At 63.2% G+C, this 23,866-nt stretch carries 26 protein-coding genes, 1 pseudogene and 1 riboswitch; of the genes and pseudogenes, 9 read left to right on the top strand and 18 right to left on the bottom strand.

Going from position 1 to position 23,866, the window contains the following annotated elements:
* Positions 1-3: 3 nt before the first annotated feature.
* The 13 genes and pseudogenes from ACUN0E_RS21915 to ACUN0E_RS21855 all read right to left on the bottom strand — a co-directional run bounded on the left by ACUN0E_RS21915 (position 4) and on the right by ACUN0E_RS21855 (position 9,938).
* Positions 4-243, bottom strand: coding sequence for a BolA family protein (locus ACUN0E_RS21915; protein WP_006052280.1), 240 nt, complete (start codon positions 241-243; stop codon positions 4-6).
* A gap of 15 nt (positions 244-258) precedes the next feature.
* Positions 259-1,023: an ABC transporter permease gene (locus ACUN0E_RS21910; RefSeq protein ID WP_325044364.1), complete on the bottom strand. Its 765-nt coding sequence runs from the start codon at positions 1,021-1,023 to the stop codon at positions 259-261.
* Positions 1,020-1,951, bottom strand: a pseudogene (locus tag ACUN0E_RS21905) (ABC transporter ATP-binding protein). The gene ACUN0E_RS21910 and the pseudogene ACUN0E_RS21905 overlap by 4 nt, the downstream one beginning before the upstream one ends.
* Positions 1,952-2,121: 170 nt before the next feature.
* On the bottom strand, positions 2,122-2,415 hold the full coding sequence (locus ACUN0E_RS21900) for an STAS domain-containing protein (protein WP_408236027.1): 294 nt from the start codon (positions 2,413-2,415) through the stop codon (positions 2,122-2,124).
* Complete coding sequence (locus ACUN0E_RS21895; RefSeq protein ID WP_408236030.1) at positions 2,412-3,044, bottom strand: MlaC/ttg2D family ABC transporter substrate-binding protein; 633 nt, start codon at positions 3,042-3,044, stop codon at positions 2,412-2,414. Before ACUN0E_RS21895 ends, ACUN0E_RS21900 begins: the two co-directional genes overlap by 4 nt.
* Before the next feature lie 118 nt (positions 3,045-3,162).
* Positions 3,163-4,221, bottom strand: coding sequence for an MlaA family lipoprotein (locus ACUN0E_RS21890; RefSeq protein ID WP_408236033.1), 1,059 nt, complete (start codon positions 4,219-4,221; stop codon positions 3,163-3,165).
* An 11-nt stretch (positions 4,222-4,232) separates the two neighbouring features.
* Positions 4,233-4,796, bottom strand: coding sequence for an outer membrane lipid asymmetry maintenance protein MlaD (gene mlaD, locus ACUN0E_RS21885; RefSeq protein ID WP_408236036.1), 564 nt, complete (start codon positions 4,794-4,796; stop codon positions 4,233-4,235).
* 91 nt (positions 4,797-4,887) lie between these two features.
* Positions 4,888-5,655, bottom strand: a complete 768-nt coding sequence (mlaE, locus tag ACUN0E_RS21880) for a lipid asymmetry maintenance ABC transporter permease subunit MlaE (protein ID WP_201079580.1) — start codon at positions 5,653-5,655, stop codon at positions 4,888-4,890.
* On the bottom strand, positions 5,652-6,473 hold the full coding sequence (locus ACUN0E_RS21875; protein ID WP_408216801.1) for an ABC transporter ATP-binding protein: 822 nt from the start codon (positions 6,471-6,473) through the stop codon (positions 5,652-5,654). The genes mlaE and ACUN0E_RS21875 overlap by 4 nt, the downstream gene beginning before the upstream one ends.
* 95 nt (positions 6,474-6,568) lie before the next feature.
* Entirely contained in the window at positions 6,569-7,672 is a 1,104-nt protein-coding gene (gene thiE / locus ACUN0E_RS21870) for a thiamine phosphate synthase (protein ID WP_408236038.1), read from the bottom strand.
* On the bottom strand, positions 7,669-8,484 hold the full coding sequence (locus ACUN0E_RS21865; RefSeq protein WP_408216807.1) for a thiazole synthase: 816 nt from the start codon (positions 8,482-8,484) through the stop codon (positions 7,669-7,671). Before ACUN0E_RS21865 ends, thiE begins: the two co-directional genes overlap by 4 nt.
* 39 nt (positions 8,485-8,523) lie before the next feature.
* Positions 8,524-8,721 carry a sulfur carrier protein ThiS gene (gene thiS / locus ACUN0E_RS21860; protein WP_408236041.1) on the bottom strand — a complete coding sequence of 66 codons (198 nt, stop codon included), beginning with the start codon at positions 8,719-8,721 and terminating at the stop codon, positions 8,524-8,526.
* An 86-nt stretch (positions 8,722-8,807) separates the two neighbouring features.
* The gene (locus ACUN0E_RS21855) at positions 8,808-9,938 is read right to left on the bottom strand and encodes an FAD-dependent oxidoreductase (RefSeq protein WP_408520175.1); all 1,131 of its coding nucleotides are present in this window, start codon (positions 9,936-9,938) and stop codon (positions 8,808-8,810) included.
* Positions 9,939-10,169: 231 nt separating this feature from the next.
* Positions 10,170-10,293: riboswitch (TPP riboswitch) on the bottom strand.
* Between the two features lie 368 nt (positions 10,294-10,661).
* Between ACUN0E_RS21855 and ACUN0E_RS21850 the strand changes: the two genes are divergently transcribed.
* The 5 genes from ACUN0E_RS21850 to ACUN0E_RS21830 all read left to right on the top strand — a co-directional run bounded on the left by ACUN0E_RS21850 (position 10,662) and on the right by ACUN0E_RS21830 (position 15,496).
* The gene (locus tag ACUN0E_RS21850) at positions 10,662-12,413 is read left to right on the top strand and encodes an ABC transporter ATP-binding protein/permease (protein ID WP_445567932.1); all 1,752 of its coding nucleotides are present in this window, start codon (positions 10,662-10,664) and stop codon (positions 12,411-12,413) included.
* A gap of 59 nt (positions 12,414-12,472) precedes the next feature.
* Positions 12,473-13,246 (top strand): SDR family NAD(P)-dependent oxidoreductase, encoded by a 774-nt coding sequence (locus ACUN0E_RS21845; protein WP_445570502.1) that lies wholly within the window; start codon positions 12,473-12,475, stop codon positions 13,244-13,246.
* A 233-nt stretch (positions 13,247-13,479) separates the two neighbouring features.
* Positions 13,480-13,941 (top strand): hypothetical protein, encoded by a 462-nt coding sequence (locus tag ACUN0E_RS21840; RefSeq protein ID WP_445567931.1) that lies wholly within the window; start codon positions 13,480-13,482, stop codon positions 13,939-13,941.
* 79 nt (positions 13,942-14,020) lie between these two features.
* A complete protein-coding gene (locus ACUN0E_RS21835; RefSeq protein ID WP_408236052.1) occupies positions 14,021-14,662 on the top strand; it encodes a hypothetical protein in 642 nt (213 codons plus the stop codon).
* 93 nt (positions 14,663-14,755) lie between these two features.
* Positions 14,756-15,496 carry a response regulator gene (locus tag ACUN0E_RS21830; RefSeq protein WP_408236055.1) on the top strand — a complete coding sequence of 247 codons (741 nt, stop codon included), beginning with the start codon at positions 14,756-14,758 and terminating at the stop codon, positions 15,494-15,496.
* Positions 15,497-15,562: 66 nt separating this feature from the next.
* Here ACUN0E_RS21830 and ACUN0E_RS21825 read toward each other — a convergent pair whose 3' ends face one another.
* The 4 genes from ACUN0E_RS21825 to ACUN0E_RS21810 form a co-directional block, all read right to left on the bottom strand.
* Positions 15,563-16,234: a flagellar basal body L-ring protein FlgH gene (locus ACUN0E_RS21825; RefSeq protein ID WP_408236058.1), complete on the bottom strand. Its 672-nt coding sequence runs from the start codon at positions 16,232-16,234 to the stop codon at positions 15,563-15,565.
* Between the two features lie 124 nt (positions 16,235-16,358).
* Positions 16,359-17,069 carry a hypothetical protein gene (locus ACUN0E_RS21820; protein WP_408236061.1) on the bottom strand — a complete coding sequence of 237 codons (711 nt, stop codon included), beginning with the start codon at positions 17,067-17,069 and terminating at the stop codon, positions 16,359-16,361.
* Between the two features lie 3 nt (positions 17,070-17,072).
* Positions 17,073-17,240: a DUF6726 family protein gene (locus ACUN0E_RS21815; protein ID WP_408236139.1), complete on the bottom strand. Its 168-nt coding sequence runs from the start codon at positions 17,238-17,240 to the stop codon at positions 17,073-17,075.
* Positions 17,241-17,285: 45 nt separating this feature from the next.
* Complete coding sequence (locus ACUN0E_RS21810) at positions 17,286-17,468, bottom strand: hypothetical protein (RefSeq protein ID WP_408236063.1); 183 nt, start codon at positions 17,466-17,468, stop codon at positions 17,286-17,288.
* A 419-nt stretch (positions 17,469-17,887) separates the two neighbouring features.
* Here ACUN0E_RS21810 and ACUN0E_RS21805 point away from each other — a divergent pair, with 419 nt between their 5' ends.
* Both ACUN0E_RS21805 and ACUN0E_RS21800 read left to right on the top strand, forming a co-directional pair.
* Positions 17,888-18,628 (top strand): response regulator, encoded by a 741-nt coding sequence (locus ACUN0E_RS21805; protein WP_445567930.1) that lies wholly within the window; start codon positions 17,888-17,890, stop codon positions 18,626-18,628.
* A complete protein-coding gene (locus ACUN0E_RS21800) occupies positions 18,625-19,896 on the top strand; it encodes an ATP-binding protein (protein ID WP_408484822.1) in 1,272 nt (423 codons plus the stop codon). The genes ACUN0E_RS21805 and ACUN0E_RS21800 overlap by 4 nt, the downstream gene beginning before the upstream one ends.
* Before the next feature lie 213 nt (positions 19,897-20,109).
* Here the strand turns inward: ACUN0E_RS21800 and ACUN0E_RS21795 are convergent, their stop codons facing one another.
* Entirely contained in the window at positions 20,110-21,036 is a 927-nt protein-coding gene (locus ACUN0E_RS21795) for a tyrosine-protein phosphatase (RefSeq protein ID WP_408236072.1), read from the bottom strand.
* A gap of 251 nt (positions 21,037-21,287) precedes the next feature.
* Between ACUN0E_RS21795 and ACUN0E_RS21790 the strand changes: the two genes are divergently transcribed.
* Together ACUN0E_RS21790 and ACUN0E_RS21785 are read left to right on the top strand one after the other, a co-directional pair.
* The gene (locus ACUN0E_RS21790; RefSeq protein ID WP_408236075.1) at positions 21,288-22,547 is read left to right on the top strand and encodes an MFS transporter; all 1,260 of its coding nucleotides are present in this window, start codon (positions 21,288-21,290) and stop codon (positions 22,545-22,547) included.
* A 17-nt stretch (positions 22,548-22,564) separates the two neighbouring features.
* On the top strand, positions 22,565-23,830 hold the full coding sequence (locus tag ACUN0E_RS21785) for a D-amino acid dehydrogenase (RefSeq protein ID WP_445567929.1): 1,266 nt from the start codon (positions 22,565-22,567) through the stop codon (positions 23,828-23,830).
* Positions 23,831-23,866 lie beyond the last annotated feature (36 nt).

Here is a 23,866-nt window from a genome sequence, read left to right as displayed (position 1 = left end):
AGATTACGCGTTCTGCCATTCGGCGGGCGTCAGCGTTTTCATGCTGAGCGCGTGGATTTCTTCGCGCATGCGGTCGCCAAGCGCCGCGTACACGAGTTGATGGCGCTGGATCAGACGCTTGCCTTCGAAGCTCGGCGAAACGATCGTCGCAAAGAAATGCTGACCGTCGCCCTCGACTTCGAGATGCTGGCAAGCGAGCCCAGCCGCGATGTATTGCTTGACCTGTTCGGGAGTCGGCAACATGAGAGAAGCTCCTGATCAGTGGCGCAGTTTGTAGCCGGAGGCGAGCATGCGCATCGCCACCACGGCCAGCACCACAAAGAAACCGGCAACGATCGCGAGGCTCACGAGCGGATTGATATCCGACATCCCGAAGAAACCGTAGCGAAAGCCGTCGATCATGTAGAAAAAGGGATTGAGCCGCGACACTTCGCGCCACACCGGTGGCAACGTATGCGTCGAGTAGAACACGCCCGAGAGGAACGTGAGCGGCATAATCAGAAAGTTTTGAAACGCGGCAAGCTGATCGAACTTTTCGGCCCAGATGCCGGCGATCAAACCGAGCGTGCCGAGGATCGCCGCGCCGAAAATCGCGAACGCGATAATGTAGAGCGGCGCGCTAAAACTGACCGGCACGAACCAGATCGTCACGATGAACACGCCGAAACCGACCGCCAACCCGCGCGCCACGGCGGCGAGCACATACGCACCGAACATCTCGTAGTGCGACAACGGCGGCAGCAGCACGAACACCAGGTTGCCGGTGATCTTCGACTGGATCAGCGAGGACGAGCTATTCGCAAACGAGTTCTGCAACACGCTCATCATCACAAGGCCAGGAATCAGGAAACTCGTGTACTCCACGCCCGGATAGACCTGAACATGACCGCGTAACGCGTGGCCGAAAATCGTCAGATACAGCAGCGCGGTGATGACCGGCGCCAGCACGGTCTGGAACGACACCTTCCAGAAACGCAGGATTTCTTTGTAAAACAGCGTGCTGAAACCACCATAGCCGCTCATGCAAGCCCCTCGATCACTTCCGGACCGTTCATCACCTGAACGAACACATCTTCGAGATCAGCTTTGCGGACCTCGATTTCTTCGAATGTACAACCCGCTGCGCGGCACTGCGCGAGAATCCGCTCAACGTCGTCGTAGCTCGCGAGCCGCAGGAGATGCTGGCGGCCGTTGCCATTGCCCGGGCCGCTTTCTACTTCGAGCGGCCGCAGCTCGGCCGGCAGCGCGCCTTGCGTGAAGCGCAGGAACAGTTGCATGCCGGCAAAACGCTGCAGCAGCGTGCTGGTGCGCTCAAGCGCGACGACCTCGCCGCGCCGCAACATCGCGATTCGGTCGCACAGCGATTCGGCTTCTTCCAGATAGTGCGTGGTCAGCACGATCGTGTGCCCCTCGCGATTCAGGCGCGAGATGAATTTCCACAAGGTTTGACGCAACTCGACGTCGACGCCCGCAGTCGGCTCATCCAGCACGATCACCGGCGGCCGGTGCACCAGCGCCTGCGCCACGACACGCGGCGCTTCATGCCGCCCGACAGCGCGCGCATGTTGGCGTCGGCTTTGTCGGTGAGATCGAGATTGGCCATGATCTCGTCGATCCACGCGTCGTTATTGCGCAGCCCGTAGTAGCCGGACTGGATGCGCAAGGTTTCGCGCACGGTGAAGAACGGATCGAACACGAGCTCCTGTGGCACTACGCCGAGCGCCCGGCGTGCGTCGCGGAAATCGCTGACTACGTCGTGCCCGCGCACCGCGATGCTGCCTTCATCGGCGCGCGCGAGACCGGCGAGTATGCTGATGAGCGTCGTCTTGCCCGCGCCGTTCGGACCGAGCAGTCCGAAGAACTCGCCTTCTTCCACCGTGAGGCTCACGCCCTTGAGCGCTTGCAAATCTTTGTAGCGCTTCTTGACGTTACGAATTTCTATGGCTGACATGACTGTGGGCCGCGTGCGGCGCGGCGCCTAAAGGAGCCCTGAGGGGGCGCAAAAGTACTGGAAGGGACGAAATTGGGGCCGGTTAAATGCCCCAAAAAACGTTTGATTATAGGGCAAAAATCGGCAGCCCCGACTCAGCCGGGGGGATTGGAAGTGACGCTATTGGAGCGTCAATGTCGCACCGGGAGGAGGGTGTCGACGCCGTAGGCTTGTGCGAGGCTGGCGAGACCAGCCGGCAGGTTGACGATCTCGAACGCGATGCCGCGTGCCTGCGCGGCACGCTCCCACGCGAGCAGGACGGCAAGCGCGGACGAATCGAATTGCGCGAGCGGCGCGCAATCTACACCCTTCGCGCCCGCAGCGATGCGCTGCAAGCCCGCCTCGAGCGCGGCTTTCGCGCTCTCGTGGGTCAGTGTCGTGCCGCTTTCGAAGCGGCTTACGACGGCGTTCAGCACTTCGCTCACGACTGCTTGCCCGAGGCGAGTTGCTGGTTACGCTGCGTGAGGAACTGAATCAGTCCGTCAACACCCTTCTGCTGGATCTGCTCGTTGAACTGTTGCTGATACGCCTGGATCAGCCATGCGCCGAGCACGTTGATGTCATATACGCGCCAGCCTTGCGGGGTCTTGTACAGACGGTAGTCGAGTTCGATCGGCGAGCCGTTGTTCATCACCACCGAGCGCACCACGGTATCGGTGTCGTCCGGATTCATGCGGAACGGCTTGTACTGGATCTGCTGGTCGCGTACTTGCGCGAGCGCACCCGAATACGTGCGGATCAGCAGCATCTTGAACTGATCGACCACCTGGTTCTGCTGCTCAGGCGTCGCGGTGCGCCAGTTGCGGCCCATCGCCAGTTGCGTGGTGCGGCGGAAATCCGTGTACGGCAGGATCTTTTCGTTGACGAGCTGGGTGATGTGCGAAATATCGCCTTGCTGGATCGATTTGTCGGCGCGCACCGCGTCGATCACCTGCTGGGTGACCGTCTTGATCAGGCCGTCCGGCGAATTGGAATCGACCGTTTGTGCCGATGCACCGGCACTCGTGAAAGAAAACAACGCAGCGAACAACGGAATCAGGAATAGTTTTTTCATATCGAACCTTGCTTGCCTTAGAAATAGTGCAACCGTTTGAGCCGACATTAGCACGCGAGTTCAGCAGCAATCCATGCGCAAACTGCGAGAGTCGTATCGATCTGTTACGGCCGCACGATCAACGCAATTTGAATGACGGGAAGTTGAAACGCGTTGGCGGCACCAGTTGACCGGCCGGGATCTGCGTCGTTTCCGGACCGCCGTTCAGGTCGAGCGGCGGCGTTTCAGAGCTGCCGGAGGCGGCTTCAGGTGCAGCCGCTGTGCCGGTCGCGCCCGTGGTTGCTCCAGTTGCCGAAGCAGCTTGCGGCGGTGTCGCCGCTGCCGTACCCGAGGCAGCCGCCGCCTTCGCAGCAGCACCTTGCGTGCCTGCCGCGCCGGTCGCAGCGCCTGCCGGCGCAGCAGCCGCGCCGCCATCGACGTCGTCGTACTTCGGCAATGGTGCCTCGTCGCCGTAGTTCGGCAGCCCCTGCGATTGCTTGCCGTCCGACAGCAAATACTGGCGGCGTTGCAGATACGCGTTACGCACGAACGAGTACTTGTCGAGCGCGGCGCCTTCCAGCAAGCCGCTCGCGCTCAGCAGGTTCGCGCGCGTGTTGACCACGTTCAGGCCGTACAGCGCCCAGCTCAGACCATCCGGATGAATGTAGCTGAGCGGATTCACATAGTAGTTGCCAATCGAGCCGACCGCGTCGCGCACCGTGCTCGGCCCAAACAGCGGCAGCACGAGGTACGGACCCGCCGGCACGCCGTAGTGACCGAGCGTGAGACCGAGGTCGTTGTCGTGCTTGGGCAATTTGGCGAGCGTCGCCACGTCGAACAGACCGCCGACACCGAACACCGTATTGATCACGATCCGCATGATGTCTTCGACGCCATCCGTGATCTTCAACTGCAGCAGGTTGTTCGCCGCGATGTAGACGTCGCCGATGTTCGAGAAGAAGTTAGTGACGCTGTCGCGCACCGGTTGCGGCGTCGCCCAGACATAGCCCTGCGCGACTGGCTTCAGCGCGTACTGGTCGAGCTTGTCGTTGACGGTGAAGATCGTGCGGTTCAAGCCCTCGAGCGGATCGCCCTTGGTCGGCGTCTGCACGGTCGTGCAGCCGACGAGCGTAGCGACCGCGAGCGCGAACGTCGCTATCTGGACGGTGCGCACACCCCTTATGCGTATGGTCTGCATTTTTATTCTCCTTATTGACCGGCCGCGCCAGAGGCGGGCAGAGTCGGCGCCGCCGGCGCGGGCGCCGTGGCGGAGGCGGCCGCAGGTGCGGCCGAACCCGCGCCCGGCTTGGATGCGCCCGAGTCCGCGGCCTTGCTATACAGGAATTGTCCGATCAGGTTTTCGAGCACGATCGCCGATTGTGTCATCGAAATTGTGTCACCCGCTTTAAGCATCTCGCTGTCGCCACCAGGTTCGAGCCCGATGTATTGCTCGCCGAGCAGACCCGAAGTCAGGATCTTCGCCGAAGTGTCTTTCGGAAACGGGTATTGCTTGTCGATATCGATCGTGACGACAGCTTGATACGCATTGCTGTCAAAGCCGATCGAGGCAACCCGGCCGACCGTCACGCCCGCGCTCTTCACCGGTGCGCGCGCCTTCAGTCCGCCGATATTGTCGAACTTGAGCTTGACCGGGTACGTTGCCTGAAACGACAACGAGCTCATGTTGCCGGCCTTCAGCGCGAGAAACAGCAACGCCACGAAACCCAACACCACGAACAGGCCGACCCAGAAGTCGAGAGCAGTCTTTTTCATCGTCATCCCAAAGTGAATCCGCCACGCTGCTTCCATTCCCGTCACGCGCAATCCGAGGTGCGCCCGCTGAGCGGAAACGTGCAACGCAGTTTTAGCTGAACATCAGTGCTGTTAGCAGAAAGTCGAGGCCGAGCACCGCAAGCGACGCGTACACGACCGTCTTGGTCGTGGCGCGCGACACGCCTTCCGGCGTCGGCTTGGCTTCATAGCCCTGAAACAGCGCCACGAAGGTCACCGCGAGGCCGAACACCACGCTCTTGATGACCCCGGCGCCGACATCGCGCCAGACATCGACGCCGCCTTGCATCTGCGACCAGAACGCGCCGGAGTCGACGCCGATCAGCAGCACACCCACTACATAACCACCGAACACGCCGACCGCACTGAAAATCGCGGCCAGAATTGGCATGGAAATGATGCCCGCCCACAGGCGCGGCGCGACCACGACCTTGACCGGGTCCACCGCCATCATTTCCATCGCGGTGAGTTGCTCACCCGCCTTCATCAAACCGATTTCGGCCGTCAGCGACGTGCCGGCGCGGCCCGCGAACAACAGCGCGGTCACCACCGGCCCAAGTTCGCGCACCAGAGAAAGTGCGACGAGCAGCCCCAACGCCTGCTCGGAACCGTAGCGGTTCAGCGTGTAATAACCCTGCAAGCCGAGCACGAAACCGACGAACAGCCCCGACACGGCAATGATCACCAGCGAATAATTACCCACGAAGTGGATCTGCTTCGTGACAAGGCGCGGCCGGCGCAGCAGCGGGAAAAATTCGAGCAGCAACCGGAAGAAAAAGCGCGTGGCGTAGCCGGCCGTGCCCAGCCCGCCGATCACCGAGCGACCAAGCGCACTGATCATGACTGACCTCCGCCGATGCCGAAGTCCGCCGCGAGCGGCGTCTGGCTGGGATAGTGAAACTTGAACGGACCGTCCGGCGCGCCGTCGATGAACTGGCGCACCGTGGCATCGGTCGACGCGCGCAACTCAGCCGGCGTACCTTCGGCATGCACCCCGCCGTTGGCGAGGAAATAGACGTAATCGGCAATCGCGAACGATTCCGGCACGTCGTGCGTGACCAGGATCGACGTTGCGCCAAGCGCCTGATTCAGCGCGCGAATCAGATTCGCGGTGATGCCGAGCGAGATCGGATCGAGGCCGGCGAACGGCTCGTCGTACATCATCAGTTCTGGGTCGAGCGCAATGGCGCGCGCCAGCGCCACACGCCGCGCCATACCGCCCGAAATCTCCGACGGCGCCAGGTCGCGCGCGCCGCGCAAGCCGACCGCGTTGAGCTTCATCAACACGAGGTCGCGGATCAGTTCTTCGGGGAGGTCGGTGTGCTCGCGCAGGGCGAAAGCGACGTTTTCGAACACCGACATATCGGTGAACAAGGCGCCGAACTGGAACAGCATGCCCATCTTGCGGCGCAGCGCGTACAGGCCGTCGCGCGTTTGCGCGCCGATGTCCTGGCCCTGAAACAGAATCTGGCCGCGCTGGGCACGCACCAGACCGCCGATCAGGCGCAGCACCGTGGTCTTGCCGCAACCCGAGCCGCCCATAACCGCGACGACCTGGCCGCGCTTGAAGCGCAGATTCAGGTTCGACAGGACGAGCCGGTCGCCATAACCGAAGTCGACGTCGCGCAGCTCGAGTAAGGTCTCGGGGGAGGAAGACACGAAACTGACAGTCCTTTTACACGGAAGGCCGAATTATAGGGCCATCATGGAAATGCTGCCGTGAGGTGCCCCTGTCCTTTTACTGAACTTGACGATTATTGCGTAAACGCATGTTGCAGCGCAGAAACTGCGCCGGCCGGGTCGGCGGCCTCGGTCACGGCGCGCACGACGGCCGCGCAGCCCACACCGGTCGCCAGCACGTCGGGCAGCACCTGCAGATCGATCCCGCCAATCGCCACCAGTGGCACGACGCCGTCGAGCAGGCGTACATATCGCGCCAGACGCTTGAGGCCCTGCGGCGCGGTCGGCATGACCTTGGTGGTGGTCGGGAACACCGCCCCCAATGCAATGTAGCTTGGCCGGAAATGCAGTGCCTTCAGAATCTCGTAGAAACCGTGCGTTGACAGCCCGAGGCGGATGCCGGCGGCGGCAATTGCAGGCAGATCGGCCGTATGCACGTCTTCCTGGCCGAGGTGGACGCCGTAAGCGCCCGCTTCTAGTGCGGCTTGCCAGTGGTCATTGATGAAAACCTGCGCATCGTGCTCGCGGCCCGCGGCGACACAGCGTGCGATTTCGCGCTTCAATTCGTCGGCGGGTTCCGCCGATTTGCGGCGCAACTGGACCGTTTTCACGCCAAAACCCACCACCCGTTCGACCCACTCCGCGGTCGGCAGCACCGGGTACAGACCGAGCCGGTCGGGGCAACGCGCGAACGCTTGCGCCGGCGCGGCTGGCAGGCCGGCGAGGCGCGGGAAGTGCGCGATATCGGCCGGAAACGCGTCGTCCGCTCTGGTTTCGTCGCCGTCGCGCCAGGCTAGAGCCAGTACCAGGGCGTCATGCGGATCGAAGCCGCAGTCCAGAAACGCAGCCAGCGCAGGAATCCAGTCTTCCGCCAGATGACCCACCAAGGCGTATTTCTCGCCGCCCAGATGGAGCGTCGCCGTGTGCTCGGCGGCAACAATCACGCCGGCGCCCTGCACCTGCCAGCGCGCCACCTGCTCGCCATGCTGCTGCGCGTCGGCGACGACGATCAGGTCCCCGCCGTTCGGCTCGTCCGGCGCGGTCAGGCAGATACGCCATGGCGCATGCGTCGGCGGCCACTCGCCCAAACGGGCGCGGATTCGCTCGGCGGCTTCGGTGAGTTCATCGGCGGGCGGCCAGAAGAGGTCGCGGCCAGTCAAAGGCAAAGTTTGCGTCATGCGGCGCTCCCATCTTGATGCCAGAACGGCATGCCGACCACCGGCGTGCTCGCGTGCGCACTTTCGCGCTCGGCCATCGGCCCCGCCAGAAAAGCCTGGCGGCCCGCTTCGACGCCCAGCGCGAAGGCGCGCGCCATCGCGTCGGGGTGCGTCGCCTGCGACACAGCGGTGTTCAGCAGCACGCCGTCGAAACCCCACTCCATCACTTGCGCCGCGTGCGATGGCACACCGAGGCCGGCGTCGACGATCAGCGGTACATCGGGCAGCCGTTCGCGCAACACACGCAGGCCATACGGATTGATCACGCCCTTACCCGTGCCGATCGGCGCGCCCCACGGCATCAGCGCCTCACAGCCCACATCGAGCAGACGGCGACCGATCACCAGATCTTCGGTGCAATACGGCAGCACCTTGAAGCCGTCCTTGATCAGTTGTGCAGCCGCCTCGATCAGCCCAATCGGGTCGGGCTGCAACGTGTAATCGTCGCCGATCAGTTCGAGCTTGATCCACTCGGTTTCGAAGATTTCGCGCGCCATATGCGCGGTCGTCACCGCCTCGCCGACGGTCAGACAGCCGGCGGTGTTGGGCAGCAGCGGCACACCATGGCGCTTGAGCAGGTCGAAGAAACCGGCTTCGGCGCCGCCTTCGTTCATCTGCCGGCGCAGCGCAACGGTCACCATGCCGGGCCGGGCCGCGTCGATCGAATCCGACAGCGACTGCAGCGACGGATAGCGCGAGGTGCCGAGCAACACGCGGCTCGCGAAAGTTTGGCCGTAGAGCGTGAGCGCGTCGGCGGTTTGGGGGGAAGTCATTTGCATAGTCCTGGTCTCCGGCAATGCGTGGCGCGGGATTTAGCCGCCGGCCACGGGTTGCACGACATCGAGCTTGTCGCCCGGCCGCAGCGCGCGCGCCGCATGTTGGGTGCGTGCGACGAAATCACCGTTCAGCGCGACCGCGAACGGCGGACGCGCGCCGAACGCGGCGAGCGCATCGGCGACAGTCGCGCCTTCGGGCAGCGACAACGGCTTCTGATTGATATGAATGTCCATAGTGTTCGAATACAGTTCAATCGATGGCGGTAACGGTGCGGCTCGCTTGTTTGCCTGCGGTTATTTCACCAGCAGACGCGCAACGCTCACGCCGGTTCCCGCGTGGAATCCAGTTGAAACAGCTCGCTCCAGCGCGCGGCGCTTTGCCAGTCGGCGAAGGCATCGGCATCGCCGATGCGGCCGTCGAGCAGCGCTGCGGCGAAGCGCACGGCTTCGTCGGCGACTTCGGGCACGATCATGTAGCCGTGCCGGTACAGGCCGTTCACGCGCAGTGTCTGCGCGCCATCCCACAGCAAGGCCGGACGGTGGTCCGGCAAAGTCGGACGGCACTGCGAATTCAGTTCGAGGATGCGTGCCTCGCCGAAGCCGGGATGCACGGAAAACGCCGCGCTCAACAGCTCGAGCGCCGAGCGCACGCTGACCGGCGACATGTCCTCGCCTTCCACCTCGGTCGCGCCGATCACGTAGAGATCGTCCGGCTTCGGCGCGATATACAGCGGGTAGCGTGGATGCAGCAGGCGCACCGGCCGCGTCAGCTTGATACCCGGCGCATGCACGCGAGCGACTTCGCCGCGAATACCGCGCAGTGTGGGCAGCACGGGCTTCGCGCCCAAACCCCGGCAGTCGATCGTGACACGCGCGGGCGGCAACGCATGATCGTCGACTGGCGTGTTCCAGTGCGTTTCGACACCGCGCTCGGCAAGGCCCGCGGCCAGCGCAGACAGTACCTGACGGTTATCCAGTTGGCCTTCGCGCGGCAGTAGCCAGCCCTGGTTGAAGCGACCCGCCAACGCGGGTTCAGCAGCGCCGACCTGGGCGCCCGCCAGCGTCACGAAGCCGCCGTCGAGCAATTCAGCAGGCGCGTTCGAGCGTACACGGCGTTCGAACAACGGCGCTTCGGTGCGATCGGCGTGATGCCACACGACCAGCGTGCCGTTACGCTGAAAGAACACCGGTTCCGGCAATTCAGCGAGGACTTGCGGCCAGGTTTCGAGCGAACTCGCACCGAGGCGCGTAATCAGCAGTTCAGCACTGGCGGCTTCGGCAAGCGGCGCCAGCATTGCCGCGGCGACCCAGGCTGCCGCTTGCGTACCGGCGGCGTCGCCACGTTCATAGAGGGCGACGCGATGCCCCTGGCCGGCGAGACGCCACGCGACCAAACGCCCGCAAAGGCCGCCGCCAAGCACCGCGAAATCGGGTTGCGCAAGACGAGTCATCGCGCGCGCTCCGCGGCACAGCAATGGCAGGCAAAGCCAAAGCTGCACGGCACGCCGACATAACCGACGAGAGCGTGGCAAGAGTCAAAACACATGTCTGAAGAATAGGCGGTCATCGAGTCCTTTCCGTACGGCAAAAAACGCACGTACCCAGGACGAAACCGGCGGGTGAGGCCGGCCGGGCAATACACGTGTCCAATGACGGACGCCGCCCGGCGGGGAATGGAAGACTGGCTGCTTCCGGAAACTTCCCGCGCCGGTATTACCCGGATCGGGTGCAAAGGGTCTCTCTCAGCCTCGCCGCCGCTGCGTGCGAATCACGCAGCCTGTGGGCAAAGCACCCCTGTTTCGTCGAAGGTCATTAGACCATAAAAGGCACGGCGCCCGCAAACCAGCGACCTGCGCCGTCGTGTGCAATTGATCCGTCACTATCTTTCGATTCATCAATACGGCCGCATGCAGCGCTCTGGCACAATGCCAGGACCGGATACCGCAGGAGCTGCGCGCGGGCGACACGCCTGGTTGCACGCGCAACATGCGGTATCGAGGCGAGGCCCCCGAGCGGGAATTAATTTTCACTTAAGGGCTTCGCGCCAGAATCGGACGCTCACCCGGACGTGCGTTCGTCGAGCACGACGCCCGGGAGCACGCACCGCAAACCCACCGTTGAGCCGGCCCGACTGAGGCCGGCCCGGCATGGGCCAGCACTTCACCAGGATGCTCATGACACCGAATACCGCTTCCAGCCCCGCGCTGCCGCCGGACGAAAAAGTCTCCGCCTGGAGCCTGATCAAACCTTATTGGGTTTCGAAAGAATGGAAATTGGCGTGGAGCCTGCTCGTTGCGATCATCGCCATCAACCTCACCAGCGTCTGGCTGAACGTCAAGTTCAACACGTGGAGCGGGCAGTTCTATAACGCGCTGCAAAGCAAGAACGTCAAAGACTTTCCGCATCTGATGGTGGTCTTCTGCCTGATCGTCTTCCCGATGATCATTCTCTTCGTATATGGCCGGTATCTGCGCCAGATGCTCGGCTTCCGCTGGCGCCAGTGGCTCACCAACGAATACCTCGAAGAATGGCTGGGCAAGGGCGCGTTCTACCGGATCGAGCGCGATGGGCTCGCCGATAACCCCGACCAGCGGATCAGCGACGACCTGCAGTCGTTCGCCACCAACACTCTGTCGCTGTCGCTCGATCTGCTGTCGACGGTCGTCACACTCGTTTCGTTCATCACCATCCTCTGGGGTCTGGCCGGCGCACTGAGCATCACGCTCGGCGGCATGCCGCTCGTGATTCCGGGCTACATGGTATGGGTCGCGGCGCTGTACGCGCTCGGCGGCTCGTATGTCATTCACAAGCTCGGCCACCCCCTCGTATCGATCACTTACCAGCAACAACGCGTTGAGGCTGACTTCCGTTTCGGCCTGATCCGCGTGCGCGAAAACGCTGAACAGATCGCTTTTTACGATGGCATGGAGACGGAAAAGGCCAACGCCCAAGGTGTCTTCGCACGCATTCGCGACAACTGGTGGCGCGTGATGAAATACACCAAGCGACTCAGCTTCGTGCTGAGTTTCTACGGTCAGATCGCAATCATTTTTCCGCTCGTCGTCGCGGCGCCCCGCTACTTCGCTGGCGCTTTCACGTTCGGCGTGTTGATGCAAATTCAGCAGGCGTTCGGTACCGTCAGCGATTCGTTCTCCTGGTTCATCAACAGTTACGGCAGCCTGGTCGATTGGCGCGCTACTGTTAACCGTCTGCGGGAATTCAAGCGGGTCGTCCATGAGTCGCGCATGAAAGAAGCCACATCGCCCGCGACCGCGCATGGCGGCATCAATCTTCACTTTGTCGACGAAGACAAGCTCACCACCGCTGGCCTCCAGCTCTCACTGCCGAACGGCAACCCGCTGTCGCGCATCCGCGATATCGTGATCAAGCCGGGCTCGCGCTGGCTGGTGCGTGGCCCGTCCGGCTCGGGCAAGAGCACGCTGATGCGCGCACTCGCCGGCTTGTGGCCATTCGGCGACGGCTCGATCGATGCCCCGGTCAACGCGCGCATGATGTTCATTCCGCAAGTCAGCTACATGCCGATCGGCACGCTGAAAGCCGCGCTCGCCTATCCGTCCTCCGCGGACACCTATTCCGATGACGAATGCCGCGAAGCGCTCGTCACCTGCCACCTGTCGGACTACGCCGACCGCCTGCAGGAATCGGGACACTGGACGCGCATTCTCTCGCCGGGCGAACAACAGCGTCTCGCCGGCGCCCGCGTGCTGCTGCACAAGCCGGACTATCTGTTTCTCGACGAAGCGACCAGCGCGCTCGATTCGGAAAACGAAGCACGTCTCTATCACCTGTTCACCGAGCGGCTGCCGAAGGCGGCGATCGTCAGCGTCGCGCATCGCGAATCACTGGCGGCGTTCCACGGCGACACGCTCGACGTCGAGCGCTCCGGCGAACCGATTGCCGCGTGAACAGCATGAACAACATGAGCGACATGAGTAGCACCGATGACGCAAGCAGCACAACTGGCATGAGCGGCGCCGAACTCGATCGCGTCGTCCTGATCACCGGCGCGGGCTCCGGCATCGGCGCGGCACTGGCCCGGCGCATCGCCGCGCCACGCACCGCGTTGATGCTGCACGCACGCGGTGCCGACGACGAATCCCGCCAGCGTCTTGCGCAAGTCGCCGCCGATTGCTGCGCAAACGGCGCGCGCTGCGCGACGGTGTTCGGCGATCTGGCCGAACGCGGCGCCGCCGAACACGTGGTTCATCAAACGCTCGCGAGCTTCGGCGCACTCGATCAACTGGTCGCGAATGCCGGCCACGCGCAACGGCAAACGCTCAGCGCACTCGACGCGGATGCGTTCAGCGCCACCTTCGCCGCCATGCCGGCCGCGTTCGCCGCGCTCGTCAAACGTGCGATGCCCGCCCTGGAAACCTCGAAGCGGGGTCGCGTGGTCGCGCTCAGTTCGTTCGTCGCGCATCGCTATCGGGCGGATACACCGTTCGCCGCCACGGCGGCGGCGAAAGCAGCGCTCGAATCGCTGGCGAAAACCGCAGCCGCCGAACTTGCGCCGCATGGCGCGACGGTCAATTGCGTGGCGCCCGGCTATACCCGTAAAGATCGCGGCCCAAGTGCCGATAACGCATCGGCGTGGACCCGCGCCGCCGAAGCGACGCCGCTCGGTCATGTCGCCGAACCCGCGGATATCGCGGCGCTGATCGCGTTTCTGCTTTCCGATGAAGCGCGTCACATCACCGGCCAGGTGATCCATATCGACGGTGGGCTCACGCTCGGTTAGGCAACACGCCACTCGTCAGCGCAACCCTGTGGGCGCCGCACACGCTCCCAATCTTCCGCGCGGCCAGGCAACACACCGCAACATCCGGAAACACCCGAGAAGAGTTCGAAAGCATTTGCGAAGCGGGCAAGTTGTTCCCCGCTTTGAAAAGCCCCTGTAGCAGCGACGATAGTCGTGCGAGCCGTACCACGTCCGGCCCGCTTCGCCACTCACTGATACTGGACTCTCCGCACATGTCATTCGATCGCCTCCCCTATCTTTTGACCCAGCGCGCCGCGCTTGCTCTCGGCGCAGCCCTGCTGCTCACGAGCGCCGCATACGCTGCGCAAGCCACCCAGCCCAACGAGCCGGCGGACGTTTGCCCCGCGCTCAAACACATCGTCGATGCGCCCGACTTCAAACAGCTGCACGCGCAACCCGCCGCGCAACTGCCGGGCATGTCACCCGCGGACGACTGCCGCGCGAACACGCACGCCTACGACTGCCACTGGCGCGCGCACTGGCAAGCTGACGGTGTCGTCAACGATCCGCTCGAAGAAATCGGTGCCGATATCGCCGCCTGCTTCCCGAACGTCGTACACGACGTCAACACGCCGACGCGTCAGCATTTCATCGTGACCACCGACGATCGGCGCGTGAACGTGACGGCAAGCGTGCAAGGGCAAAACGAACTGCGCCTGCGCGTCACGCGCTGAGCGTGGCCGGTTTTTGCCGCTATCCGCTGCGACCCGCTGTTATTCGCCGCACCTGTTCATCGCCACCAGGCACCGCATCATGACCTCTATGCCGAGCTTGCACGCTTACGCTTTCACGCGGGCCCCTTTGGCCGCGTGGGTCACGTTGCGGCGGCCTTGCACGTGGCTCGCCGCGACGGCTACCCTCGCATTCGGTCTGAACGGCTGCGCGTGGACACTGATCTCGGCGGCCGATGCCACCGGCTCCGTGATTCAGGCGGGCTACGCGATCGCGGCGAACTATTCATCGCCGACCTTCGTCAACGGCCGTCCGGCGGACGTGCATAACGTCTGCATCGAAGTGAATCAGACGGTGTCGGTCGGCGATTTCGTGCCGGCACTGCAACTTGCGCTCGACCGGCACGGCATTCGTTCGGATGTCTACAATCCGGGCACCTCACCGGCCGGATGCGAGGCGCGCCTCGTCTACAACGCCGCAATCGACTACGGCCGCCGCTCGTTTAGCGACGAAACCATCCAGTATCTGTCGATCATCGATCTGACATTGATCCAGCACGGGCGTATTCTCGTCACCGCGCGTTACCAGACCGGCGGTCTCAACGCCGACCGCTTCTCCACCGCATCGACCAAGCTCAATGGTTTGATCGACAAGATGGTGGTCGATCAAACCGACCTGGCCCGGCAGCCAATGCAGACCATCCAGACATCACTGGCAAATTAAGCGCGCCAACCTGCTTGCTTTCTCTTACACGAGAAAGGATTCGAAAGTGTTATGCGCTTTGCGCCGCTCGCGCGGATCACTAAGATGACCTGGATGAACCAATCCATTCTGGTCGTCGACGACGACCCTGTCGTACGCGAGCTCGTCAGCGAATATCTGGTAGGGCGTGGTTTCAAGGTGTCCACGCTCGAACACGGTATGGCGCTGCAACGCACATTGCAAAACGAGCGTCCCGCGCTGATCGTGCTCGACATCATGATGCCGGAGCTCGACGGCATCAGCGCGCTGCGCGCATTGCGCGTCGCCGGCGACGATATTCCCGTGATCCTGCTGACCGCGCGCGCCGATCCGATCGACCGCGTGATCGGCCTCGAACTCGGCGCCGACGACTATCTCGGCAAGCCATTCGAACCGAGCGAACTGGTCGCACGGATTCGCACGGTCCTGCGCCGCCGCGGCTCGATTGCGCCGAGCGCGCCGGAGCAACGCGCGCCCTATCGTTTCGGCCGCTTCGAGGTGAATTTTCCGGCACGCGAACTGCGCCGCGATAACGAGCGCATCCCGCTGCGTTCGAGCGAATTCGCAATGCTGAAGGTGTTCGTCACACATGCGATGACCGTACTCACGCGCGCGCAGTTGCTGGAGAAACTGCACGGCAATAGCGAGGCGCATCGCAATCGCAGTCTTGACGTATCGATCTGGCGTTTGCGACGGCTGATCGAAGTGGATCCGTCCGAGCCTCGCTATGTGCAAACCGTCTGGGGACGCGGCTATGTGTTCGTGCCAGACGGTGAAATCGGCGCGGCGGAACGCAGCGCACCGCAGCTTGCGTAGGACCCGGAAAAATGTGCGCGGCGTGTCACGTATTTCGCGTGCACCTGCGTGCACACCGCGTCGACTCTAAAAAGTCAGCACGCTCAGAAACATTCTCTGCAGCCAGCCCATCGTGGTGGAGTCGGACACCATCCCCACGCCGGCCTGCTCGATGCGCGCATTCGCGACCTTGCTCGACGCCACGTAATTGCCTGCTTCGATATCCTTCGGATTGACGATGCCCGACAGGCGCAGACGGTCGCGGTTGCCGCTCATCGCGATCATCTTCTCGCCCGATACCACCAGATTGCCTGTCGACATGGTCCCGATCACGGTCACGGCCAGCGTGCCCGTCATGCCGCTCGTATCGGTGAGACTGCCCTGCCCTTTGTAGTCGGTGCTAGCCGAGCCGATATTGAACAGCCTCGCGAGCCGCGCGGCGGCGTTGGTCGACTGATCGGCGGCGGTCGCGGTGATACTGCTCGAACGGCTCGCGGCGGCGGTCGCGCTATTGTTGCCGCTGTACGACTCCGACAAGCGGATTGTCAGCACGTCGCCGATATGCTGCGCACGCGGCGTCTCGTAGAGCAGCAACGGCGAGCCGGCCTGATAGATCGCACCCTGCGTGTTGACGTTCAGCGGCGCCGACGTGAGCGGCGGCGACATCGGCGTTTCAACGATTGACGGCTGCTGGCTGCTCGAGCAAGCCGCGAGACAGGCCGCCGCGCCTAGCGCGACAGTGAGACGTAGCGCAGTCATACATGCTCCTTGGCCCGATCGGCCGGATTGAAAACGGACTTTGCGGTTGCAGTGCCGACGCTTCGCTCAACGATGCAATCGAGATCACAGATCAGCCCGCAAACGGAGCGATGGATGATGCACATCACCCCGCCTCGGCACCACTCGCCTGCCATTGCCGAACGACCGATTTCACCCATGCATCCGAGCCCTTCAGCAGATAGGTGAGCGTGCCGTTGCGAGTCCCTGGCAGAAAGCACAACGTGATCGAACTCACCGCGTTTTCCCACACGTAGACCGGCATCGCGCCCGACGACACGCTTTGTGTCACCAGACGCGGTGCGCCATAACGGTCGGCGAGCGCGTCGCGCAAGTCTTCCGCGGTGATCTCGTCGATCACAAAAGAAATCTCGTACAGACGCAGCGCGCTCTGCCCGTCGACACGTGCAAAGCGCAGTACGTGCTCCTGTGCCGGTACACCGTCGACGACCGCTTGCGACACCGCCCAGCCGTCGTCCGCGTGATGCGCCCAGCGGCACGCGACCGTCAGACTCTCTTGCGATTTCAGTCGCATGCCGAGCGCGCCCGCCTGCACATCCGTCTCGCAGACGGGCACACTGCCGAGCGGTGTAGCCCGCACGCTCGAGCCGGCGCGGAATTCGTCGAGCGTGATGCCAAGCGCTATGCCGCGAAAGGCGAACGGCCTGTCCTGCGGACGCCGGCGTGCTTCAGCGCTAGCGCCCTTCGACACGGTGCTGGCCGCACTCGCTTCACGCGCGACCGGCTGCGCCTGGGCGGTCATCGAGAACATGACGCCTGGCAGCGCCAGCACACAGGCAATCCGTTTGAGTGTCATGATTCAGTCGATGGCGGATGAACACATGTCGAACGGTGTGGCCGCGGCATGGCCGACGACCGGGATGATTTTCAGCGTGGCCGAGGTCAGCCGGCACGGCAGCGCGGCGACGGCGCAGCCGCCGAGTGGCAGCAGCGCCGTGCCGAGCGTCAACCACGCAGCGACTCGGATAAAACGCTCAGGAATGCTCGAGGTCGACACACGGGCCTCGGTGCGTCAGGCAGTCGTGTTGACGTTATGCCCGACCAGCCCGGACGGCAGCGAGGGCAGCGCCTCGGTGACGGACTCCCGTTCCTGCGGTGTGGCCGACGGCGTACTTGAGGGAGCAGGTTTCTCCGCAGCCCGCGTCGGTGCGAGCGAAGAAAAGCGGGTTGAAGTGAGATTGCTGTGAACGGTCATGATGAGCCTCGCGTGGCGCTAGGTTTCGATTTCACGCCGCCTGCCGTGGGCCCAAGGCGTTAGGCTGTTTTCGGCATGCGACGCAACGTACTGCACGACGAATCATCTCGCCGCACACGCGGTGGCGATGCACGAAGGAACGCGCGCTTTCCGGCGGTTCTTACGACCCGTTGCGACCCGTTTCCGTCAGTAGCAATTTCGCGCAGATTCTTTCATCGGCGGAATTTAGGCGATGCAAAATGACTGCCGCGCCGTGCTGAACGTCGGTAAGCGTTGCCAAATATGGCGGCCGTGAAATATGGCGTGAGCCTTTGGTAGCGGGCCCGACGCCCGAATCGGCCGGCCCAGCATGGCATTACGTAAGTATTGGTAAGAAAACACCAGATCGCGCGTCGCGTGAGGCAGTCTAGAATTTCGCCATGAATCCACAGGTCCTTATCGTCGACGACGATCCGGTCGTACGCGATCTGCTTTGCAAGTTTCTGCAGACGAACGGCTTCGATGCGTCGGTGCTGCATGACGGCACCCATTTGCAACGCCGGCTCGAACGTGAACGGCCGTCGGTCGTCGTGCTCGACATCATGATGCCGAACACCGACGGCTTGCGCGCGCTCACTGCGTTGCGGGCCGCCGGCGACGACATCCCGGTGATCTTCGTGACGGCGCGCGGTACGGTGGCCGACCGCATTGTCGGGCTTTCGCTCGGTGCGGACGACTACCTGACCAAACCGTTCGATCCGCGCGAACTTCTCGCGCGCATCCACACGGTGCTGCGTCGCCGCGGGCCATCCACGACGAGCGCGCCGGAATCCCGCAAGCCGTATCGCTTCGGCCCGTTCGAACTCGACTTCGCCACGCGCGCGTTGTCGCGCGACGATTCGAAGCTGCCGCTGCGCGACAGTGAATTCGCGCTGCTAAAGATCTTCGTCAACAATCCGTACAAGGTGCTGTCGCGCGTGCTGATTCACGACCTCGTGCACCGCGACAATCTCGCCTTCCGCGACCGTAGCCTCGACGTGCCGATCTGGCGCCTGCGCCGCGTGATCGAAGACGACCCCTCCAATCCCTGCTACGTGCAGACGGTGCGCGGCAAAGGCTATGTGTTCGTGCCCGACGCCGACGGCACGCCGTTCACCGACGAGGCTGCCTCAAGCGCATGAGAAACCCGCTGAACACGCTGTTCGGCAGAATGGCGTTGCTGTCTACGGCGGTGTTGTTCGCGATTCAGGCCGGGTGGTTCGTGCTGGTGGTGATGCAGCCGCCGCGCCACGAAATCGACGGCTTCGCGCGTGGCATTCTGCTGGTGCTGCAGGCAATCAACGGCGAACCGATGAAGGGCGCCGCGCTCGCGCCCGCCATGCGTGTGCACCTCGTGCCCACCTGGAACATGCCGTCGAGCGTTCATCTGCACACGCCGACCATGCATCCGCTGGTCGAACTGAGCCGGCATTTGCGCGAGAACCTGCCGCCCGGCACGCAAATCGCTGTCGACGACCTGCGCCCGCCGCAGTTATGGGTCCTGTTTCCCGGCAAATCGAACTGGGTTGTCGTGCCGGTCGACGTTCCGCCGCGCCCGCGCTTCCTGGTCGAATCCATCTCGATGCTGCTAGCTGCGCTGATCCTGTCGCTGTTCGCGGTCTGGCAGATGCAGCGGCCGCTGTCGCGCGTGGCCGACGCCGCCCGCGCGTTCGGTTCCGGCGGCCGGCCGGAGCCCGTGACCGTGCAAGGCCCTCGTGAACTGCGCGATCTGATCGGCTCCTTCAACGACATGATGCGACGCATCAATGAGGCCGGCGACGACCAGGCAGTGATGCTGGCCGGCGTCGCGCACGATCTGAAAGCGCCGCTCACGCGGCTCAAATTGCGTGCAAGCGTGCTGGTCGCGGAAAGCGAGCGGGCCGGACTGATCCGCGACGTCGACTCGCTGACCAACATCGTCCAGCAGTTTCTGGAGTTTGCCGGCCAGTCCGCCGACGCCGGGCCGCCGGTCGGCGTCGACGAATTCCTGCAGGAACAGTTTTCCGCCAGCGACAGCACCGAGACGCCGCTGTTCACGCTCGCTCTGCACGCCGGTTCGTCATTCACGCTGCCGCGCACCTTGCTCGACCGGCTGGTCACGAACCTCGTCGATAACGCGCTCGAGCACGGCTCGCCGCCGGTGGATATCGCCACGGCGCGCACTGACCGGCATTGGGTAATCAGCGTACGCGACCACGGCCCCGGCATTCCCGACGACCGCATCGCCGCAGCGATGAAACCGTTCGTACGACTTGACGCCGCACGTGGCGGCGAAGGTCATTGCGGCCTGGGGCTCGCGATTGTCGCGCGGCTCGCACACGATCGCGGCGGACGCTGCCATGTGCGCAATCACGCGCAAGGCGGGCTGGAAGTACGGATCGAATTGCCGGTTGGCCCGACCTACACGTGAGGATGATGACGAAGGGGGCAGCGTTGAGCGCGGGCACTTACGCGCCCTTACTGGAGGGGGTTTCGCGATGGCTATGGCCTTATAGTCGCCCCCGGCAACCTCGATGCCGCCCTTCTCCGTCCGCCCAGTTATTTGGGGCGGACTTTTTTTCGTCTGTACCTGCCGACGCGTTCTGTGCAACGCCGGGCGCAGCGAGCCACAGACGAAAGCCAGTCAGGCGACCAGGCGGTCGCGCAGAGCGTCGATCGTCGCTTGCGACATGCCAAGGCCCTGCGTCAGATAGCTCGCCATCGTGCCGTAGCTCGTCTGCACCTGATCGAACCCCGCTTGCAGATAATTTTCCTGGACGTTGAGCAACGGCGACTCGATCGTTGCGACCGCATCACCGTCCTGTGCCCGCAGCGTCTCGGTCTGCGCCGCAATCGATTGAGCCAGATAGACGTTGCTGAGCAGATAGTCCTGCATGATGACGTCGAGCGGCACGTTGGCAATGCTGAGCAGGAGTGCCGCGACCCAACCGGTGCGATCCTTACCCGCGTTGGAATGAAACAGCTGCGCGCCTGCGCCATTGGCGAGCCGCGTAAGGAGCTCGCCATAGCCGACGCGCTGGGCGGCGCCGGTGACATAGGCACGCGCCTGGGCTTCCATGAACCCCACGGCGGCGCCTGTCGTATCGAACGTTGGCGCGACGAAGTCGCTGATACCCAGGACGTCGAGTGCTTGCGATGTGGAGCCGGCAGGCAGGATATCCGCGGTACGCGCGATTTCGCCTGGCGTGCGTAGATCGTAGACCGAAGCGATACCGAGTTTCTCGAGGGCGGTTGCATCGGCGGCGCTAAGGGTCAGCGCGTTCGCGCGATAGAAGGTGCCGCGGCGCATCTGTTTGCCGTCGACTGTGGGGTAGCCGGCAGCCGCACCCGCCACATCGCGGAAGTTATTCACCGACGCCAGACGTGGCGTTTCCGGCACACCAGCGTCCAGATTTCCGCCCCCGCAAGCCGACAGCAACGAACTACTCACGCCCGAAAGCAGCAGCACGCTTGCCGAAGATTTCAGGAACGCACGGCGCGATTGGTGTGCTCGCAAAGGCGTACTCGCGGAGCGGCGGGATGGCGAGCAGGTTTTTGCGGTTACGAGCATTAAGGGTGGCGAGCGCCGGCGTGAGGAGGATTTTCGCAGCTCGAGTGCTGCGGGCGCAGTTTAACCGTGGTCAATAATCTTTGGGTTACATCGTAGTAGTTGGTAAGAAACCGGAGCGAAATTCCTTACTTGTCGCCATTTTTGACCACAACTGGCCGCACAACACCTCGTCCCCTTAGAATACAAAAATCCACTATCAAACCGCCGGAAGGCACCGGTCGGCAAAAACCGCCCGGAGACCACAAAAAAACATGCCCTCTCTTCAATGGTTCACAGAACTGACCCAGCGCGAACGCCGCACCCTCTATGCTGGCTTCGGCGGCTACGCAGTCGACGCCTTCGACTTCATGATCTATTCGTTCCTCATTCCGACGCTGATCGCGACGTGGGGTATGACCAAAAGCGAAGCCGGCATGATCGCGACAAGCTCGCTAATTTCGTCGGCGATCGGCGGCTGGCTCGCCGGCATCCTTGCCGACCGTTACGGACGAGTGCGTGTGCTCCAGTGGACCATCGCCACTTTCGCGATCTTCACCTGCCTGTCAGGCTTCACCCACTCGTTCTGGCAACTGCTCACCACGCGCACGCTGCAAGGCATCGGCTTCGGCGGTGAATGGTCGGTCGTGACGATCATGATGGCCGAAACCATCCGTTCACCTCAGCATCGTGCGAAAGCGGTCGGCACCGTGCAAAGCAGCTGGTCTTTCGGCTGGGCCGCGGCGGCCATCATCTATTGGGCGTTCTTCGCGTTGTTGCCGGAGCAGGTCGCATGGCGCGCCTGCTTCTGGATCGGCCTGCTGCCCGCGCTGTGGATCATCTACATCCGCCGCAATGTCAGCGATCCTGAAATCTTTCTCGAAACGCGCCGCGCCCGCGAAAGCGGCTTCGATACCTCGCACTTCCTGCAGATATTCTCCTTCCCATACCTCAAAACGACGCTGTTAGGCAGCGTGCTATGCACCGGCATGCTCGGCGGCTATTACGCGATCACCACCTGGCTGCCGACCTATCTGAAAACCGTGCGCCATCTGTCGGTCTTCAACACCAGCGGCTATCTGATCGTGTTGATCGTCGGCTCGTTCACCGGCTACATCGTCGGGGCGATTCTGTGCGACAAGATCGGCCGGCGCGCGTCGTTTGTGCTGTTCGCGATCGGCTCATTCGTGCTCGGCATGGTCTACACGATGCTGCCGATCACCGACGGCATGATGCTCGCGCTCGGGTTCCCGCTCGGCATCGTCGTGCAAGGGATTTTCGCGGGCGTTGGCGCCTATTTGTCGGAGTTGTATCCGAACTCGATCCGCGGATCGGGGCAAGGCTTCTGCTACAACCTGGGCCGCGGTCTTGGCTCGTTCTTTCCGATCCTGGTCGGTACACTGTCGCAAACCATGACGCTTGTTAAGGCGATGGGTATCGTCGCCGGCTCGGGCTATCTGCTGGTGATCGTCGCCGCAGTGTGTCTGCCGGAAACCAAAGGCAAAGTGCTCGGCGCGACCAGCCCCACCGCCTGAAATCGCTGTACTACCACATGAAAACGATTGTTCTGGGCGGCGGCGTGATCGGCGTCACCACCGCTTTTTACCTGCGCCAGCAAGGCTGCGACGTTACCGTGATCGAGCGCGAGCCGGACGTCGCGCTCTCCACCAGTTTCGGCAATGCCGGCGTGATTGCGCCGGGGTACGTGACGCCGTGGGCCGCGCCCGGTATGCCGGCGAAAATCCTCAAATATCTGTTCAAGCCGGCCTCGCCGCTGATCTTCCGCCCCACCTTCGATCCGGCCCAATGGCGCTGGATCGCGCGCTGGCTGCGTGAATGCGACCTCGAACGCTTTCGCGTCAACAAGCAGCGCATGCAACGCATCGCCTATTACAGCCGCGACTGTCTGCACGAATTCCGCGGCCGTCATCCGTTCGACTACGGCCGCAGCCAGGGCTATCTGCAGTTGTTTCGCAGCGAGTACGACGTCGAGCTCGCGCAACCGGCATTGGCTATCCTGCGCGACGCGGGCATCGTGCATCGGGAAGTCAGCGCGGCGCAGTGCGTCGAGATCGAGCCGGGTTTGCGCTGGGCGCGTCAGACACCACTCGCGGGTCTCTACCTCCCCGACGACGAAGCCGGCGATTGCGCCCGCTTCACCCGCGAACTTCGTGCGATCTGCGAGCGCAACGGTGTGCAGTTCCGCTTCGACACACGCGTCGCAGCACTCGATGTGCAAGGCGGTGCAGCGCGCGGTGTGCGTATCGAGAGTGAACGCGGCCGTGAGACGTTGCAAGCGGATGCGGTGGTCGTGGCGCTGGGCGTCGACAGTGCGGCGCTGCTCGCGCCGCTTGGCGTGAAAGTGCCGCTCTACCCGGTCAAAGGCTATTCGGCGACATTGCCCGTCACCGACGAAGAAAAAGCCCCGCATGCGGCCCTGATGGACGAGTCGCTGAAAACGGCGATCACGCGCTTCGGCACCAACCTGCGCGTGGCCGGCACCGCGGAACTCGGCAATCACCAGACAACCCTGCGCGAGCAGGCCTTGCAAACGCTGATGAAAGTGCTCAGCGACTGGTTTCCGCACGCGGCCAATCCGACTTCCGCGCACTTCTGGGTGGGCCGCCGTCCTATGACGCCCGATGGCGCGCCGTTACTCGGTCCGTCCGGCGTGGACAATCTCTGGCTGAACGTCGGGCACGGTTCAACGGGTTGGGCAATGTCGATGGGTTCGGGCCGCGTGGTCGCGGATTTGATTACGCATCACAAGCCGGAGATCGATCTCGACGGACTGACGCTGGCGCGCTATCGGAAATGACCGCGGGCAGACGTTAAAAAGCCGGGTCACCCTTCC

The organism is Paraburkholderia sp. D1E, assembly GCF_052682275.1.
Note: the sequence above shows the minus strand (reverse complement) of the source record. Positions and strands in the feature narration are given on the sequence as shown.

Bases quoted from the DNA above. Each gene is read 5' to 3' on its own strand.
- ACUN0E_RS21790 (WP_408236075.1), top strand. From the start codon at position 21,288: ATGCCCTCTCTTCAATGGTTCACAGAACTGACCCAGCGCGAACGCCGC.
- ACUN0E_RS21805 (WP_445567930.1), top strand. From the start codon at position 17,888: ATGAATCCACAGGTCCTTATCGTCGACGACGATCCGGTCGTACGCGAT.
- ACUN0E_RS21895 (WP_408236030.1), bottom strand. From the start codon at position 3,044: ATGAAAAAACTATTCCTGATTCCGTTGTTCGCTGCGTTGTTTTCTTTC.
- ACUN0E_RS21915 (WP_006052280.1), bottom strand. From the start codon at position 243: ATGTTGCCGACTCCCGAACAGGTCAAGCAATACATCGCGGCTGGGCTC.
- thiS (WP_408236041.1), bottom strand. From the start codon at position 8,721: ATGGACATTCATATCAATCAGAAGCCGTTGTCGCTGCCCGAAGGCGCG.
- ACUN0E_RS21795 (WP_408236072.1), bottom strand. From the start codon at position 21,036: ATGCTCGTAACCGCAAAAACCTGCTCGCCATCCCGCCGCTCCGCGAGT.
- ACUN0E_RS21910 (WP_325044364.1), bottom strand. From the start codon at position 1,023: ATGAGCGGCTATGGTGGTTTCAGCACGCTGTTTTACAAAGAAATCCTG.
- ACUN0E_RS21785 (WP_445567929.1), top strand. From the start codon at position 22,565: ATGAAAACGATTGTTCTGGGCGGCGGCGTGATCGGCGTCACCACCGCT.
- ACUN0E_RS21825 (WP_408236058.1), bottom strand. From the start codon at position 16,234: ATGACTGCGCTACGTCTCACTGTCGCGCTAGGCGCGGCGGCCTGTCTC.
- ACUN0E_RS21855 (WP_408520175.1), bottom strand. From the start codon at position 9,938: ATGACTCGTCTTGCGCAACCCGATTTCGCGGTGCTTGGCGGCGGCCTT.
- ACUN0E_RS21840 (WP_445567931.1), top strand. From the start codon at position 13,480: ATGTCATTCGATCGCCTCCCCTATCTTTTGACCCAGCGCGCCGCGCTT.
- ACUN0E_RS21820 (WP_408236061.1), bottom strand. From the start codon at position 17,069: ATGACACTCAAACGGATTGCCTGTGTGCTGGCGCTGCCAGGCGTCATG.
- mlaE (WP_201079580.1), bottom strand. From the start codon at position 5,655: ATGATCAGTGCGCTTGGTCGCTCGGTGATCGGCGGGCTGGGCACGGCC.
- ACUN0E_RS21800 (WP_408484822.1), top strand. From the start codon at position 18,625: ATGAGAAACCCGCTGAACACGCTGTTCGGCAGAATGGCGTTGCTGTCT.
- ACUN0E_RS21845 (WP_445570502.1), top strand. From the start codon at position 12,473: ATGAGCGGCGCCGAACTCGATCGCGTCGTCCTGATCACCGGCGCGGGC.
- ACUN0E_RS21830 (WP_408236055.1), top strand. From the start codon at position 14,756: ATGAACCAATCCATTCTGGTCGTCGACGACGACCCTGTCGTACGCGAG.
- ACUN0E_RS21850 (WP_445567932.1), top strand. From the start codon at position 10,662: ATGACACCGAATACCGCTTCCAGCCCCGCGCTGCCGCCGGACGAAAAA.
- ACUN0E_RS21890 (WP_408236033.1), bottom strand. From the start codon at position 4,221: ATGCAGACCATACGCATAAGGGGTGTGCGCACCGTCCAGATAGCGACG.
- mlaD (WP_408236036.1), bottom strand. From the start codon at position 4,796: ATGAAAAAGACTGCTCTCGACTTCTGGGTCGGCCTGTTCGTGGTGTTG.
- ACUN0E_RS21835 (WP_408236052.1), top strand. From the start codon at position 14,021: ATGACCTCTATGCCGAGCTTGCACGCTTACGCTTTCACGCGGGCCCCT.
- ACUN0E_RS21865 (WP_408216807.1), bottom strand. From the start codon at position 8,484: ATGACTTCCCCCCAAACCGCCGACGCGCTCACGCTCTACGGCCAAACT.
- thiE (WP_408236038.1), bottom strand. From the start codon at position 7,672: ATGACGCAAACTTTGCCTTTGACTGGCCGCGACCTCTTCTGGCCGCCC.
- ACUN0E_RS21810 (WP_408236063.1), bottom strand. From the start codon at position 17,468: ATGACCGTTCACAGCAATCTCACTTCAACCCGCTTTTCTTCGCTCGCA.